15 protein-coding genes are annotated in these 15,331 nt (G+C 74.4%); 6 read left to right on the top strand and 9 right to left on the bottom strand.

Going from position 1 to position 15,331, the window contains the following annotated elements; translation table 11 throughout:
• Positions 1–201: 201 nt before the first annotated feature.
• The 4 genes from BLU42_RS06845 to BLU42_RS06830 are packed head-to-tail and all read right to left on the bottom strand — an operon-like array spanning position 202 to position 3,248.
• Entirely contained in the window at positions 202–585 is a 384-nt protein-coding gene (locus BLU42_RS06845; protein ID WP_091073812.1) for an RNA polymerase-binding protein RbpA, read from the bottom strand.
• 51 nt (positions 586–636) lie between these two features.
• A complete protein-coding gene (locus tag BLU42_RS06840; protein WP_091079656.1) occupies positions 637–1,962 on the bottom strand; it encodes an MFS transporter in 1,326 nt (441 codons plus the stop codon).
• Entirely contained in the window at positions 1,959–2,741 is a 783-nt protein-coding gene (locus tag BLU42_RS06835; protein ID WP_091073811.1) for a glycerophosphodiester phosphodiesterase family protein, read from the bottom strand. Before BLU42_RS06835 ends, BLU42_RS06840 begins: the two co-directional genes overlap by 4 nt.
• Before the next feature lie 21 nt (positions 2,742–2,762).
• A complete protein-coding gene (locus BLU42_RS06830; protein ID WP_091073810.1) occupies positions 2,763–3,248 on the bottom strand; it encodes a PGPGW domain-containing protein in 486 nt (161 codons plus the stop codon).
• A 156-nt stretch (positions 3,249–3,404) separates the two neighbouring features.
• Between BLU42_RS06830 and BLU42_RS06825 the strand changes: the two genes are divergently transcribed.
• Both BLU42_RS06825 and pdxY read left to right on the top strand, forming a co-directional pair.
• Complete coding sequence (locus tag BLU42_RS06825; RefSeq protein ID WP_091073809.1) at positions 3,405–3,713, top strand: putative quinol monooxygenase; 309 nt, start codon at positions 3,405–3,407, stop codon at positions 3,711–3,713.
• A 131-nt stretch (positions 3,714–3,844) separates the two neighbouring features.
• Complete coding sequence (gene pdxY, locus BLU42_RS06820; RefSeq protein ID WP_091079651.1) at positions 3,845–4,687, top strand: pyridoxal kinase PdxY; 843 nt, start codon at positions 3,845–3,847, stop codon at positions 4,685–4,687.
• A 212-nt stretch (positions 4,688–4,899) separates the two neighbouring features.
• Here the strand turns inward: pdxY and BLU42_RS06815 are convergent, their stop codons facing one another.
• Positions 4,900–6,426, bottom strand: a complete 1,527-nt coding sequence (locus BLU42_RS06815) for a helix-turn-helix domain-containing protein (protein ID WP_091073808.1) — start codon at positions 6,424–6,426, stop codon at positions 4,900–4,902.
• A gap of 137 nt (positions 6,427–6,563) precedes the next feature.
• On the opposite strand from BLU42_RS06815, the gene lpdA reads away from it, so the two are divergent.
• The gene (gene lpdA, locus BLU42_RS06810; RefSeq protein ID WP_091073807.1) at positions 6,564–7,964 is read left to right on the top strand and encodes a dihydrolipoyl dehydrogenase; all 1,401 of its coding nucleotides are present in this window, start codon (positions 6,564–6,566) and stop codon (positions 7,962–7,964) included.
• Positions 7,965–8,012: 48 nt separating this feature from the next.
• Positions 8,013–8,714: an alpha/beta fold hydrolase gene (locus BLU42_RS06805; RefSeq protein ID WP_091073806.1), complete on the top strand. Its 702-nt coding sequence runs from the start codon at positions 8,013–8,015 to the stop codon at positions 8,712–8,714.
• A gap of 46 nt (positions 8,715–8,760) precedes the next feature.
• On the opposite strand, the gene BLU42_RS20525 is transcribed toward BLU42_RS06805, so the two are convergent.
• A complete protein-coding gene (locus BLU42_RS20525) occupies positions 8,761–8,931 on the bottom strand; it encodes a hypothetical protein (RefSeq protein WP_157719862.1) in 171 nt (56 codons plus the stop codon).
• Between the two features lie 194 nt (positions 8,932–9,125).
• Here BLU42_RS20525 and BLU42_RS06800 point away from each other — a divergent pair, with 194 nt between their 5' ends.
• The gene (locus tag BLU42_RS06800; RefSeq protein ID WP_091073805.1) at positions 9,126–12,062 is read left to right on the top strand and encodes a helix-turn-helix transcriptional regulator; all 2,937 of its coding nucleotides are present in this window, start codon (positions 9,126–9,128) and stop codon (positions 12,060–12,062) included.
• On the opposite strand, the gene BLU42_RS21305 is transcribed toward BLU42_RS06800, so the two are convergent.
• Positions 12,059–12,622, bottom strand: a complete 564-nt coding sequence (locus tag BLU42_RS21305) for a CGNR zinc finger domain-containing protein (protein ID WP_231918479.1) — start codon at positions 12,620–12,622, stop codon at positions 12,059–12,061. The two genes, BLU42_RS06800 and BLU42_RS21305, sit on opposite strands and share 4 nt — an antisense overlap.
• Positions 12,623–12,668: 46 nt before the next feature.
• Between BLU42_RS21305 and BLU42_RS06790 the strand changes: the two genes are divergently transcribed.
• Positions 12,669–13,928 (top strand): MFS transporter, encoded by a 1,260-nt coding sequence (locus BLU42_RS06790; RefSeq protein ID WP_157719861.1) that lies wholly within the window; start codon positions 12,669–12,671, stop codon positions 13,926–13,928.
• Here the strand turns inward: BLU42_RS06790 and BLU42_RS06785 are convergent.
• Complete coding sequence (locus BLU42_RS06785) at positions 13,912–14,307, bottom strand: universal stress protein (protein ID WP_091073802.1); 396 nt, start codon at positions 14,305–14,307, stop codon at positions 13,912–13,914. The genes BLU42_RS06790 and BLU42_RS06785 overlap by 17 nt on opposite strands.
• 84 nt (positions 14,308–14,391) lie before the next feature.
• Positions 14,392–15,150: a polysaccharide deacetylase family protein gene (locus tag BLU42_RS06780; protein WP_091073801.1), complete on the bottom strand. Its 759-nt coding sequence runs from the start codon at positions 15,148–15,150 to the stop codon at positions 14,392–14,394.
• Positions 15,151–15,331 lie beyond the last annotated feature (181 nt).

Genomic DNA, 15,331 nt, shown 5'->3' with positions numbered 1-15,331 from the left:
CGGTCGGCGCGCGCACCGCACGCGCACCCCGTACGTGCTCGTCCCCGTACGTCCTGGTCACCGCTCGTCCGGAGCGCCGTCTGGACGGTGGCGTACGGACCAGGAGGAGTCGTTCGGGCGACCGGGCCGGGAACGACGAGAGCCGCCCCGGATGGTTCCGGAGCGGCTCTGGGTGGGCTCGGCGAGCCCGTCGGGCGTGGGTCAGGCGGTCTTCTTGGACGGCCGCGCCGACCGGGTGAAGGCGGTCGAACCCAGCTCGCCCGCGCGGAGGAGCGTCAGGCGCTCGGCCAGCAGCTCCTCGAGCTCGGCGATGGAGCGACGCTCGCGCAGCATGTCCCAGTGGGTGCGGACCGGCTTCTCCTCCTTGGCCTCCGGGCGCTCGCCGTCGGAGCGGAGCGACTCCCCGCCGCAGCGGGGGCACTCCCAGAGCGCCGGGATGTCGGCCTCGGCCGAGAAGACCATCGTGAAGTGGTGCTGGCGAGGGCAGTCGTAACCGACCTCCTGGCGGGCGGCGAACTCGACCCCGGCCTCGTCCTCGAAGCTCTTCGCCCCGAGACCGGTGCCGCGCAACGAACGATCGGCCATGGTGAACCTCCCCTGGAGAACGTGAGCCCGCGCTGGCGGGCCTCACGGGATCTAACTGACGACGGCGGCGTTATGTTCCGCCGCCCGTGGCGGCGTGACGCGCGTCATGGCCAGGGCCCCCGCCGCCAGCACCAACGCGATCCCCACGATACCCACCCGGTCGGAGAACAACGCGGAGAAGAGGGCGAAGAGCCCCGGGGCGAGGAACGAGGCCGCCCGTCCGGTGGTCGTGTAGAGGCCGAACATCTCGCCCTCGCGCCCCTTCGGCGCCAGCCGCGCGAGGAAGGAGCGCGAGCTCGCCTGGGCCGGTCCCACCCACAGGCACAGCGCGAGGCCGAAGACCCAGAACAGCGGCGTGCCGCGGACGAAGAGCAGCACGAGGCACGAGGCGATCAGCCCGACGAGCGAGATCATGATGATGCGCCGGGGCCCGACGCGGTCCTCGACGCGGCCCAGGGCCAGGGCGCCCAGCGCGGCCACCACGTTCGCGGCCACGCCGAAGATCAGCACGGTCGACTGGGCCATCCCGTAGACGCTGACCGCGAGGATCGCGCCGAAGCTGAAGACGGCGGCCAGCCCGTCGCGGTAGAGCGCCGAGGCGATCAGGAACCGTACGGCGTTGCGGTCGCGGTGCCACAGCGCCACGATGTCGCGCACCAGCAGCCGGTAGGAGTCGACGATGCCCACACGACGCTGGGCGGGGCCGGGCGGCACCTCGGGCACCGCGACGAAGACCGCGGCGCCGAACACCGCGAACCACACCGCGGAGAAGACGGCGACCGTCCGGATGTCCAGCCCGCCGGCGTTGCCCACGCCGAACCACCCGACGTCGGGCTCGATGAAGCCGTAGTAGCAGATCAGCAGCAGGAAGATCCCGCCGAAGTAGCCCATCGACCAGCCGAAGCCGGAGACGCGCCCGATCGTGGCCGGGGTCGAGACCTGCGGGAGCATCGCGTTGTAGGACACCCCGGCGAGCTCGTTGAAGATGCCGCCCGCGCCGAGCAGGACGAGCGCCAGCCAGAGGTACGACGGTTCGTCCCGCACCCCGAACATCGCGACCATGACTGCGAGGACGAGGGCGCTCCAGACCAGGAGGTTGCGGCGCCGGTGCCCGCCGGAGTCCGAGCGCTGCCCCGTGACGGGCGCGACCAGCAGGATCAGCAGGCCGGCGACCGTCCCGCTGATGCCCACCCAGGTGTTCGCGCTCAGCCCGCCCGGCCGGGCGTCGCCGACGACGCCGCGCACGACGTACGGGCCGAAGACGAAGGAGACGATCACCGCGTTCCAGGCGGAGCTGCCCCAGTCCCAGAACGCCCAGGCGGCGACCCGCCACCGGGCGACCGGGATGGTGCTGGGGGCGGTCGTCGCGGCGCTCACGACCACAGCCCCCGCTCGATCAGGACGGTCCGCAGGGTGTCGGGGCGGTCGGTGAAGATGCCGTCGACCCCGAGGTCGACCAGCCTCTCGATCGTGGGGCGGTCGTCCACCGTCCACACGTGCACCTGCTTGCCGCGGCGGTGCGCCGCGCGGACCAGGCCCGCGGTGGTGATGCGGACGGTGCGCCGACCGACCCGGGTGGCGGTCGGGACCTGCAGGGCGGGGGCGGGCGAGTCGAGCACCCGCGTCAGCCAGGGCGCGAAACGGTGCACCAGCACCCCGCGCGAGCTCACCGCCGTCGGCACGTCGGGTCCCAGGCGTCGGCGGAGCCGGTGCAGCCGGGCGGGGGAGAAGGAGCTCACGCACACCCGTTCGGAGGCGTCGTGCGCAGCGATGGCTTCGACCAGCAGGTCGACCGCCGCGTCGGACTTGGCGTCGACGTTGAACCGTGCCGTCGGGAAGGCCTCGAGCAGCTCGGCGAAGGTCGGGATCGGGTCGTGCCCGCCGATGCGGACCTCGGCGAGCTCGGCGGTGGTCCGGTCCGCCAACGCACCGACCCCGGTCGTCACGCGGTCGAGCAGGGGGTCGTGGAAGGCCATCAGCCCGCCGTCGGCGGTGGCGTGGACGTCGGTCTCGAGGTAGCGGTAGCCCAGTGCGACGGCCTCGGAGAAGGCGTGGAGGGTGTTCTCGCGCCCGAGGTTCGGTGCGTACGCGGCCCCGCCGCGGTGCGCGAACGCGAGGAACGGTGCGTCGAAGAAGGCGTACTCGGTGGCTCGCACGCCGTCATCCTGGCAGCCTGGTCAGGCGGGGACGTCCACCCCGGGAAGGACGGCGAGGACGCGGTCGACCTGGACGGGGATCCAGGCCGGCGGGCCGACGACGACGAGGAACGCCCACCCCAGCAGCGCGCACACGAGGACGAAGCCGAGCCAGAACACGACCTTGCGCCGTCGCGTCCAGGCTCGGTAGACGTGCAGCGCGTGCTTGAGGCGCAGCATCAGGCGGTGCGCCCACAGGAACTCGCTGGCCCAGACGGCCAGCCCGGCGAGCACGAGCGGGATGCCGCCCGGTCCGGGCAGCCATCCGGTCGCCAGCCCGAGCAGGATCAGCAGGAGGCCGACGACCCCGACGACCCAGCGGTAGACGCGGTGCTGGTGCGGGTTGGCCCGGATCCGCCGGCGCCAGGCCCAGCGGTCGGGGTGCGGCTCGTGGGAGAGGTGGGCCCCGGCCAGGTCGTGCGGGGCACGGGTGCGCGGGGGCGCCTGTTCGTCGACCCCGCCGGACATAGCAGCCACCATACGGGCGCCGCGCAAGACACGCGGTGGAGTCGCGCAGGTCGTGCGGGCGGACCCGCGGCACGGGCGGGACGGGGCAGGAGAGACTGTCCCGCGTCCGCGCGGCGCCTGCCGCACCCGCCCCGACCGAACCGCTGGAGGTTCTCCGTGCCCGTCGTCGTCACCGCCGTCTTCCGCCCCGCCCCGGGTCGCCACGACGAGCTCGTCGAGGCGCTGCGCTCGACCATCCCCGCCGTCCACGAGGAGCAGGGCTGCCTGCTCTACGCGATCCACGACGCCGACGACGGCACCGTCACCATGATCGAGAAGTGGGAGTCCGCCGCCGACCTCGAGGCGCACGCCTCCGGCACCGCCGTCAAGCCGCTGCAGGCGGCCACCGGCGACCTCCTGGCCGAGCCGGTCCGCGTGGTGACCATGGAGCCGATCCCCGTCGGCGGGTCCGCCGGCACGCTCTGAGGCCGGCCGTGCGGAACAGCACGCCTGGTTCCGGGGGGGACGACCCCCCCGAGCCCCCCGAGCCCCCCCGGAACCGCACAGTCGGTTCCGGGGGGGACGACCCCCCCGAGCCCCCCCGGAACAGCACAGTCCTGTCCATCCAGTCCTCGGTCGCGTACGGCCACGTCGGCAACAGCGCGGCGACCTTCCCGCTGATGCGGATGGGCGTCGAGGTGTGGCCGGTCCTCACCGTGCACTTCTCGAACAACACCGGGTACGCCTCCTGGCGCGGCCCGGTGCTCGGGGCCGACGACGTGCGCGCGGTGGTGCAGGGCATCGACGACCTCGGGGTGCTGGGCGAGTGCGACGCGGTCCTGTCGGGCTACCAGGGTGCGGCGGACACGGGTCGGGCTGTGCTCGAGGCCGTGGCGCTGGTCAAGGAGCGCAACCCCGGTGCCCTCTACTGCTGCGACCCCGTCCTCGGCGACGTCGGCCGCGGCTTCTTCGTGGCCCCCGGCATCCCCGAGCTGATGCGCGACGCGGTCGTGCCGCAGGCGCAGGTCGTCACGCCGAACCAGTTCGAGCTGGAGTTCCTGACCGGGCGCACCGTCCGGACGCTCGCCGAGGTGGTCGAGGCCGCCCAGGCGGCCCGGGCGCTCGGGCCGGAGACGGTGCTGGTGACCAGCGCCGACGTCGAGGACACCCAGCCCGGCACCCTCGACCTGGTGGTCGTCACCGGCGCGGGCGCGTGGCGCGTCACGACGCCGCGGCTCGACGGGATCTTCCAGGGCGCCGGGGACCTTACCGCCGCCGTCTTCCTCGCCCGGCTCCTGCAGACCGACGACCCCGCCGACGCCGTGGCCTGGACGGCCTCGGTCGTCTTCGGCGTCCTCGACGCCACCCGTCGGTCCGGTCGGCGCGAGCTCCAGCTCGTCGCCGCCCAGGACGAACTGGTGAACCCGTCCCGCCGCTTCGAGGCAGTCAGCCTGCGCTAGTGCGTCAACCGAGCCGAGCGGGCGGTTGGGCCACTGGCTGCGGCAGGAGCTTTTTGTAGCCCGACCATCGCCAGAGCGCGCGCCTCCGCCTGGACGACCGGAGGAGGAAGCCCCGCGGCACCCACTTCTCGACCGCTCAGCCGCGGGCTTCCGAGGTAGGGAGGAAGGCGGAGGATCAGAGCGCGCTCTGCGCCGGAGCGAAGCGGAGGCAATTAATCTCTGAACACCTCGATGTCGGCACCCAGCATGTTGAGGCGGTGCGCGAGGTCCTCGTAGCCGCGGTTGATGACGTAGACGTCGCGCAGCACGGACTCGCCGCGGGCGCCGAGCATGCCGAGCAGGATGCAGACCGCCGGGCGCAGCGCCGGCGGGCAGACGACCTGCGTCCCGCGCCAGCGGGTCGGGCCCTCGACGATGATCCGGTGTGGGTCGAGCAGCTGGACGCGGGCGCCGAGCCGGTTGAGCTCGGTGAGGTAGATGGCGCGGTTCTCGTAGACCCAGTCGTGGATGACGGTCTTGCCCTCCGCGGTCGCCGCGATCACGGCGAAGAACGGCAGGTTGTCGATGTTGAGGCCGGGGAACGGCATCGGGTGGATCTTGTCGATCGGCGCGTGGAGGACCGACGGCTTCACCGTCAGGTCGACCAGGCGTGTGTGGGCGTTGGCGGCGACGTACTCGGTGCCGAGGGTGAACTCGAGGCCCATCTCCTCCAGCACGGCGAGCTCGATCTCGAGGAACTCGATCGGCACCCGGCGGATCGTCAGCTCCGAGCCGGTGACGATCGCCGCGGTGAGGAGGCTCATCGCCTCGATCGGGTCCTCCGACGGGGCGAACTCGACGTCGACGTCGATCTCCGCGACGCCGTGCACCTGCAGCGTCGTGGTGCCGATGCCGTCGATCTCCACCCCGAGCCGGGTCAGGAAGACGCAGAGGTCCTGGACCATGTAGTTGGGGCTCGCGTTGCGGATGACCGTGACGCCGGGGGAGAGGGCCGCGGCCAGCAGCGCGTTCTCGGTGACGGTGTCCCCGCGCTCGGTGAGCGTGATGGGCCGGGTCGGCTCCACGGAGTCGTCCACCGAGCAGCGGTAGAAGCCCTCGGTCGGCACGACGTCGAGGCCGAAGCGGCGCAGCACCTGCAGGTGGGGCTCGATCGTGCGGGCACCCAGGTCGCAGCCGCCGGCGTACGGGAGCGCGAAGTCGGGGTAGGAGTGCAGCAGCGGCCCGAGGAACATGATCACCGAGCGCGTGCGGCGCGCGGCCTCGACGTCCATCCCGTCCAGGTCGAGGTCGTCGGGGCGGCTGAGCTCGAGGTCGGCGCCGCCGTTGAGCCAGGTGGCGCGCACGCCGATGCTGGTGAGCACCTCGAGGATCCGGTTGACCTCCTCGATGCGGGCGATGCCGCGGATGACGGTGCGGCCGCGGTTGAGAAGGCTGGCGCAGAGCAGGGCGACGGCCGCGTTCTTGGAGGAGCGGACGTCGATCGAGCCGTTGAGCTTGACGCCGCCCTGGACGCGCAGGTGCTGCGGCGCGGCCTGGCCGACCGAGATGAGCGGGGCGTCGAGGGCGGCCGCGATGCGGTTGACCATCTCGAGGCTGAGGTTCTGGTTGCCGGCCTCGATCCGGTGGACCGCGCTCTGGCTGGTGCCGAGCACCTCGGCGAGCTGGGTCTGCGTCAGCCCGCGGTGCTTGCGCGCGCTGCGGATGAGTCCGCCGATCTGGTCCAGGTCCGTGGTCGTCACGTCGACGACGCTAACTCACATATGAGATTTTCCGCGAACCTGCGGCGTGTCGCGGACGTCGCGTCGGCGCGATCCGCGCCTGGCCGGCCCGTTGACCACCGCGGCCGCACCCGTGCGGGTCCCTCTAGGCTAGCCACATGAGCGATCACTACGACGTCGTCGTGCTGGGCGCCGGACCGGGCGGATACGTCGCCGCCGTCCGCGCCGCACAGCTAGGCCTGAAGACCGCCGTCATCGAGCTGAAGTACTGGGGCGGGGTCTGCAACAACGTCGGGTGCATCCCCACGAAGTCGCTGCTGCGCAACGCAGAGGTCGCCCACCTCTTCACCCACGAGGCCAAGACCTTCGGCATCAGCGGTGACGTCACCTTCGACTTCGGCGCGGCCTTCACGCGCAGCCGGTCGGTGGCCGACCGGATGGCCAAGGGCGTCCACTTCCTGATGAAGAAGAACAAGATCACCGAGATCGACGGCTGGGCGACCTTCGTCGACGACCACACCTTCGACGTCGCGCTGAACAAGGGCGGCAACCAGTCGGTCACCTTCGACAACCTGATCATCGCCGCGGGGGCCACCACGCGCCTGCTGCCCGGCACGAAGATCACCGACCGCGTCGTGACCTACGAGGAGCAGATCCTCACCGAGGAGCTGCCCGGCTCGATGATCATCGCCGGCTCGGGCGCGATCGGGACCGAGTTCGCGTACGTGCTCGCCAACTACGGCGTCGACGTCACCATCGTCGAGTTCCTCGACCGGATGGTCCCGCTGGAGGACCCGGAGATCTCCGCCGAGCTGGCCAAGCAGTACAAGAAGCTCGGCGTGAAGATCATGACGAGCACGAAGGTCGAGAGCATCGACGACTCCGGCGACACGGTGAAGGTGACCGTGTCGCCCGCCCAGGGCGGCGACAGCACCGTCCTCGAGGCCGACAAGGTCATGCAGGCCATCGGCTTCGCGCCGCGCACCGACGGCTACGGCCTCGAGAAGGCCGGCGTGGAGCTCGGCCCGCGCGGGGCGATCGCCATCGACGACCACATGCGCACCAACAAGCCGCACATCTACGCGATCGGCGACGTGACCGGCAAGCTGCTGCTCGCCCACACGGCCGAGGCGCAGGGCATCGTGGCGGCGGAGACCATCGCCGGCGCGGAGACCATGCCGATCAACTACGACATGATCCCGCGGGCGACCTACTGCCAGCCGCAGATCGGCTCGTTCGGCTACACCGAGGCGCAGGCGAAGGACAAGGGCTACGACGTCAAGGTCGCGAGGTTCCCCTTCACGGCCAACGGCAAGGCCCACGGCCTGGGGGAGGCGACCGGCTTCGTCAAGCTGGTGGCCGACGCCAAGTACGGCGAGATCCTCGGCCTGCACATGATCGGGCCCGACGTGACCGAGCTGCTGCCGGAGCTCACGCTCGCGCAGATGTGGGACCTGACGGCCGAGGAGGTCGCGCGCAACGTGCACGCGCACCCGACGCTGTCCGAGGCCCTCAAGGAGGCCGCGCACGGCATCTCGGGCCACATGATCAACATGTGACCGGCCGGCGGCGCGAGTCCTGTCGGTCCGCGCCGCTAGCCTCCGACCATGACCTCGTCGTCGGTCGACCTCGTCCTGCTGCCCGGCCTCTGGCTGCCCGGTTCCGTCTGGGACCCGGTGGTCGACCGGCTCGCCGAAGCAGGGCTGACGGCGGTCGCGCCTGCGCTGCCCGGGGTGGACACCGTCGGTCCGGCCACGCTCGACGACCAGCTCGACGCGGTCCTGCGTGTCGTCGACGCCGCGAGCTCGCCGGTCGTGGTCGGCCACTCGGCCGCCTCGGGCCTGGCTTGGCTCGTCGCCGACCGGCGACCCGACCGCGTACGCCGGGTCGTCCTCGTCGGCGGCTTCCCGTCCGCCGACGGCGACACGTACGCCGACTTCTTCCCCGTCGTCGACGGGGTCATGCCCTTCCCGGGCTGGGAGCCCTTCGAGGGGCCCGACGCGCCGGACCTGGACGACGCCGCGCGCTCGGCGCTCGCCGAGACCACGGTGGCCGTGCCGGCCGGGGTGTCCCAGGCTGTCGTGCACCTGGGCGACGAGCGGCGCTACGGCGTGCCCGTCACGCTCGTGTGCCCCGAGTTCAGCGCCGAGGAGGCCCGCGGCTGGGTGCGCGACGGCGACCTGCCCGAGCTCGCCCGGGTGACCAACCTGACCGTCGTCGACGTGGACTCCGGGCACTGGCCGATGGTCACCCGTCCCGCCGAGCTCGCCGCCCTGCTGGTCGCCGCCGCGGGGTCGCCGCGCGGTTGAGCGGGCGGCGCCCCTCGGGGGTCGGCGCCCGCCCGCCGTCGTGCGCTCAGCGCCCGAGGTGGAGCAGCCGGCGCAGCCCGCCGGAGCGGGACCCCCGGTCCCGGGTCGCCCAGCGGGTGAGCACCGCCGCGGGCTGGCCGTCGGCGGCCAGCCGGTCGAGCGCCGCGATGTCCTGCAGCTCGGCGATGCGGGCGTTGACGTCGTAGTCGGTGAGCATGGTGTCCTCCTGGCTCGGTGGGACCCGTCCGGCCCCTCATGACGACGAACCTCGTCGTGAGCCGCGCTCCCCACATCGGGCATCCGCCCTGATCACGGGCCCCTTCGCGTCGGGACGGACCTCTGAGGTGGGGCCCGTGGGCGTCTGAGGTACCTCAGGGACCGCAGCGCGAGCTCCTGCCGGGAGGGGCTGCCATGATGACGCCCGTGCCGATCGCCGCCACGCCCCTCGTCGGGCGCACGCGCGAGCTCGACGAGCTCGCCGCGCTGGCGGGCGTACGTCCCGAGCCGGCGCCCGGCTGCGTCCTGCTCGGCGGTGACGCCGGGATCGGCAAGTCGCGGCTGCTCGCAGCGCTGGGCGAGCGCGCGACCGGCCAGGGCTGGGAGGTCGTCGTCGGCCACTGCCTCGACCTCGCCGGCAGCCCGGTGCCCTACCTGCCTTTCACCGAGCTGGCCGGCCGACTGGCCGCCTCCCGGCCCGAGGCGGTCGCCGAGCTGGTCGGGCGCTACCCCTCCGTGCGCCGGCTGGTCGGCCAGGACACCGACCCGGTGGGGGCCCGGCCCGTCGCGGGCGAGCCGGCCGAGCGCGGGCTCTTCTTCGAGGGCGTCCACGCCACGTTGTCGGGGCTCGGCGCCGCGGTCCCACTGCTGGTGGTCGTCGAGGACCTGCACTGGGCCGACCAGTCGACCTACGACCTGATGACCTTCCTCCTCACGCGCGGCTTCAGGGCGCCCGTCGGGCTGGTCGGGTCCTACCGCAGCGACGACCTGCACCGGCGTCACCCGCTGCGTCCCCTGCTCGCGGCGTGGGGACGGCTGCCCGGGGTGCGCCGGGTCGAGCTCGGTCCGCTGCCGGACGACGACGTCCGTGCCCTCGTCGGCGGCCTGACGGGCGCGCCGGCCTCCGCCGCCGAGCTGCAGGCCCTGGTCGAGCGTGCAGAGGGCAACGCCTTCTTCGCCGAGGAGCTGGCGGCCACGCTCGGCACCTCCGACACCCCGCGCGACCTCGCCGACCTGCTGCTCCTGCGGGTCGACCAGCTCGACGCGGACGCCCGCCTGGTGTGCCGGGTCCTCGCGGTCGCCGGCCACCGTCTCGGCGACGACCTGCTGGGCCGGGTCAGCGGACTCGATGCCGACCGGCTCGAGGCGGCCGTCCGCTCGGCCGTCGACCGCAACGTGCTGGTCGCCGGCCGCGACGGGTACGGCTTCCGGCACTCGATGCTCGGCGAGGCCGTGGAGGCCGACCTGCTGCCGGGCGAGCGGGCCCGGCTGCACGACGCCTTCACCGACGCTCTGCTCGGCCAGCGCGAACGTGGGGCGGCGGCCGACCTCGCCCGGCACGCGCTCGCGGCCGGGCGGTCCACCGAGGCCCTGGCCGCGAGCGTGCGGGCCGGGGACGACGCCGCAGCCGTCGGCGGGCCCGACGAGGCCGCGCGGCACTACGCCCGCGCGCTCGACCTGGTCCGCGCCGGCCGGGCCGACCTCCGCGCGGCGGAACCGCCCGTCGAGCTGGTGGACCTGGTCGAGCGCACGGTCGCGGCCACGACCGCCGCCGGGATGGCCCGGCGCGCCGAGACCGTGGCGCGCGAGGAGCTGGAACGGCTCCCGCCCGGCGCGGCCCCGACCGACCGGGCCCGCCTGCTCCTCGCGCTCGTCGAGGCGGCCGAGGGCTACGAGACGACGACCGACGAGCTGGCCGCCGCCGCGGAGGCCGAGCGGCTGGTGCCGGCCGAGCCGCCGACGACGCTGCGCGCCCGGACCGTCGCCACCCTGGCCGGCGTGCTCGCGGGCGAGCGCCAGGACGACGCCGCGGTGCGCTGGGCGGAGGAGGGGCTGTCGATGCCTCCCGAGCTGCGCTCGGGGGAGACGACGGCGCTGCTGCAGACCGTGCTGGCCAAGATCACCGAGCGCCGCGGCGACAGCGCGGAGTCCGTCCGCGTCCTCGGTGAGCTCGCCGACGCTGCGCGGGCGGCCGACGACCCCGCCGAGGTGCGGCTGCGCCACCAGCTCGGCGCCGTGCTGCTCGAGCAGGGCCGGCTGGTCGAGGCGCTCGACGCGTACCGGGCGGCGGCCTCGGAGTCGACGAGGCGCGGGCGTCCCTTCGCCCCGTACGGCGCGGAGGCGCGGGTCTTCGCGGGGCTCGTCGCCTACCAGCTCGGGCGCTGGGACGAGGCGCTCGCCCTCGCCCGCGCCGACGTCGAGCAGGCGCCGTCGCTGCCGTCGGCGGGCCTGGCGGCGGTCGAGCTGCTCGTCAGGGCCGGGCGGGGCGAGCGGGAGGGCTGGGCCGTCGTCGCCGGACGGGCGCGCCCGGAGTGGAGCGCCGAGGGCATGGTCGCGGTCCAGAGCGCCGGTGCCGCGATCGACCTGCACGGCGACGCGGGCGAGCTGGACGAGGCGCTCGCGGTGCACGACGAGGTCGTGGCCACGCTCAGCGCCCTGTGGGGCACGGTCGCCTTCCAGGGCCGCATCCGGCTCGCCGCGCTGCTGCTCGGCCAGCTCGCACCCCGGCTCGGCGCCTTCGTCCCCGAGCGGCGCGAGCGCCTGCTCGACCGGGCGCGGTCCCTCGTCGACGAGGCCGAGGCGGCGACCGAGGTCGGGCGGCACCGGGTGCCCGGGCCCGAGGGCCAGGCCTGGCTCGCGCGGGTGCGGGCGGAGGGCCTGCGGCTCGGCTGGCTCGCGGGCCGGCCGACGGAGCCGGACACGCTCGTCGAGGCCTGGCGCCGCAGCGTCGACGCCTTCACCGCGTACGGGCAGGTCTTCGAGGCCGCCCGCTCGGGGGCCCGGCTCGCGGTCGTGCAGCGCGCCGCGGGCGACCACGCCGGCGCGGCCCGGACGGCGGGCCAGGCGCTGGCCGTCGCACGGGAGCTCGGTGCCCGTCCGCTCGTCGACGAGGTGCGGCCACTGGCCGGCGCGTCGGGCTCCACCGGACCCGGCGGCGACGTGCTCACCCCGCGCGAGGCCGAGGTGCTCGCGCTGGTGGCCGACGGGGCGAGCAACGGCGACATCGGCCTGCGGCTGTTCATCAGCACCAAGACGGCGAGCGTGCACGTCTCGAACATCCTGGCCAAGCTCGGCGCCCGGAGCCGTACGGAGGCCGTCGCGGTCGCGCGGCGCCGCGGGCTGCTGGGCTAACCCCCGGTGCTCGCGCCCGACGCCCGACGACGGGCGCGGTAGGCGGCGGCCTTGGCCCGGTCGCCGCAGCCCGCCATCTCGCACCAGCGGCGCCGGTGGCCCCGGGAGCGGTCGAGGAAGGGGTGGGTGCAGGTCGGCTCCGCGCACCACTTCAGGACGCCCTCGCCCGGCTCGGCCAGCGCCAGCCCGTCGCGGGCCACGGCCGTCAGGCCCGCCCGCCAGGAGCCGCTGCGCGCGACGCTGCGGTCGGGCCGCAGGGTGAGGGTCGGTCCGGGCCGGGCCGCGGCCTCGTTGACGACGGCGAGCGCGTCGGCGGGCAGCGCCTCCTCGGGCGCGTCGAGCAGGCGCTCCACCAGCGCGAACAGCGCCTCGCGCAGCGCGACCGCCGAGGCCAAGGTCTCGTCGTCGACGCCGGGCTCGGCGTCGAGCACGCCGGCCTCGTGGAGCCAGCGGCCGACGTCGGCGGGGACGAGCAGGTTCTCGACCCGGTCCGTACGGCGCTCGTTGAGCGTGCCGACGAAGTCGAGGGCGAGGTTCGAGCCCGCGAAGGAGAAGGCCACGTCACCATCTTGACCGGTGACCGTGAGCGGTGCAAGGGTGAGCGGCATGGCATCACCGGCTGAAGTGGTGACGGCTCGGGGCCGCGGCGGCGCGCTGGGGCGCTACTGCGCGACCGCGGTCGGCGTGCGCATGGTCGACGCGGGAGCCGGCGTCGGTCTCCTCCTCGTGGCGGCCCAGCGCCTGGACGACCCCGTCACCGCAGCCCGGACGGGTGGGCTGCTGGTCGCGCTCTTCACGCTGCCGCACCTGGCCGGTCCGCTGCTGGCCCGCCGGCTGGATCTCGCGCGCGACCCGCGCCGGCTGCTCGGGGCCGCGTACGCAGTGGTCGCCGTCCTGCTCGCCGCCGCCGCGTGGACCCTGGGCCGGGCGCCGACGCCGCTGGTCGCCGCGCTGGTCGTGCTCGCGGGGTTCGGCGGCCCGATGCTGACCGGCGGCCTGAGCAGCCGGCTGGCGGACCTGGCCGGGGCGGGGGAGCGGGCGCAACGCCGGGCGCAGGGCCTCGACGCGACCTCGTACGGCGTGGCGGCCACCGCGGGCCCGACGCTCGTCGCCGCCCTGGCCGGGTGGCTCTCGCCAGCGAGCGCGCTGGCCTGCCTCGCCGGGCTCGGCCTGGTGTCGGCCGCGCTGGCCCAGACGCTGCCCCCGGTGCCCGCACGGCCGGTCGCTGCGGTGCCGCGGGTGCGCGAGGTGCTGGCGCTCGTGATCCGCTCGCCGCCGCTGCGGCGGGTCAACTACGCGACGATGGTCACGGCCGGGGCGCAGGCGGGGCTCGCCGTCGTGGTCGTGCAGCTGGCCGGGCCCTACGACGTACGGCCCGCCACGGCAGCCGTGCTGCTCGCCGCCTCCGGCGCCGGCAACCTCGTCTCCTCGCTCGTCCTCAGCGTCGTCCCGCTGACCGGAGAGCCCGACCGGCTGACCACGCGGCACGTGGCCGTGCTCGCCGGCTGCTTCGGCCTCTGCGCCCTCGCCCCCTCGTTCGGGTGGGCGATCGCGGCCTTCGCCCTGATGGGCGTGACGACCGCCCCCTTCGTCACCGCCACGTTCGCCGCCCGTACCGCGTACGCGCCCGAGGGCGCCCGCGGGCAGGTCTTCGTCACCCTCGCGGCGCTCAAGATCAGCACCGCGTCCGGCGGGACGGCGCTGGCCGGCCTGCTGGTCGGCCTCGGACCGCACGCCCTGCTGCTCCTCGGCGGCTCGGCGGTGCTCGCCGCGGCCGTGGCGACGGTCGTGGACCGGCGGCTGTCCGGAGCGCCTGGACCTGACCAGCAGGTGGGGGCGCCCGCGCGGCTCAGCGGGCCGGCTTGACCCCGACCACCGGGCACTCGGCGCCGAGCAGGACGGCCTGGGCCGTGCTGCCGGTGATCAGCTTGCCGACCGGGCTGCGGCGGCGCACCCCGATGACGATGAGGTCGACATCGTGCTGCTGCGCCGCGGTCAGCAGGCTGTCGGCGGCGTTCACGCCGTCGGTCGGGCGCAGCATCGTGTGCTCCAGGCCGGCGCCCGCGAGCTGGGCGTCCAGGGCGTCGATGTCCGCGGCGCTGGCGAACTGGGCGTCGGCGTAGTTGCCGTCCTTGCCCGTGTTCAGCACGAGGAGCGAGGCCTGGTGCTGCTGCGCCTCGGCGATGGCCCAGTCGATCGCGGCGAGGCCCTCCGGCGTCGGGATGTAGCCCACGAGGATGTTCATGGGGGTCATCGTAGGGACGTGCGCCCCACGGCGCACCGGCCTGTTCCGCCGTGGGCGATCAGGGGTCCTGCAGGGCGTCCGGGCTCAGGCCAGCCGGTCCGGGACGCCGAGCATCCGGTCGGCGGTGGTGAAGGTGTAGCCCTCGTCGCGGAGGCGGTCGATCAGCGGGCCGACCGCCCCGACGGTCTGGCTGCGGTCGCCGCCCTTCGCGTCCTGCCCGTCGTGCATGATCAGGATCGTGCCGGGCCGGACCCGTCGAGCGGCTCCCGCGGCGATGGAGGCGGCGGGCGGCTGGAAGACCTCGAGCTGGTGGCAGAAGGTCCCGGAGACGACCTGCAGACCCGCGCTCTCGACGGTCCGCAGCACCCACGGCCAGTGGCACAGCCACGGCGGCCGGTAGAGCGAGGGGAGCACGCCCGAGACGCGGTGCAGCACCTCCTGCGCCCGCTCGACCTCCTCGCGCTGGTCGGGCTCGTGGAGGTAGCGGGAGAAGGCGTGGTTGAGGCTGTGGTTGCCCAGCACGTGGCCCTCGTCCACCACGCGCCGCGTCGTCGAGGGGAAGCGCTCGGCGCAGCGGCCCACCTGGAAGAAGGTGGCGCGGACGTCCTTCGCCGCGAGGACGTCGAGCAGCCGGCCGGTGTGGGGCTCGTTGGGCCCGTCGTCGAAGGTGAGGGCGACGACCTTCTCCCGGTCGGCGTCCGCACCGGGGCCGGGACCGCGTCGGTGTGGCGCCTCGTACGGGAACGGTCCCCACAGCTGCGTGCGGGACCCGAAGCCCGCCCACCAGGCCAGGGCCACGGCGGCGCCGAGCCCGAGCGCGGAACCGCCGACCGCCTGGTGCATCCGGTCACTCTAGGGGTCGCCGGGTCGCCCCGGGCCCCGGTACGTCGGGGTCCTGTCAGGGGCCTGAGACCGGGTTGTGCCGGAGGGCAGGGCCGCGAACTCTATCTACGATGACTGACGGCCGAGGGCTGTCAACGCCCGCCTGCTGCCGCACCTGACCTTCCTCGAAGGAGCACCACCC

The sequence above is a fragment of the Microlunatus sagamiharensis genome (genome assembly GCF_900105785.1).
Lineage (GTDB): Bacteria > Actinomycetota > Actinomycetes > Propionibacteriales > Propionibacteriaceae > Microlunatus > Microlunatus sagamiharensis.
This window is presented reverse-complemented; position numbering and strand designations above follow the sequence as displayed.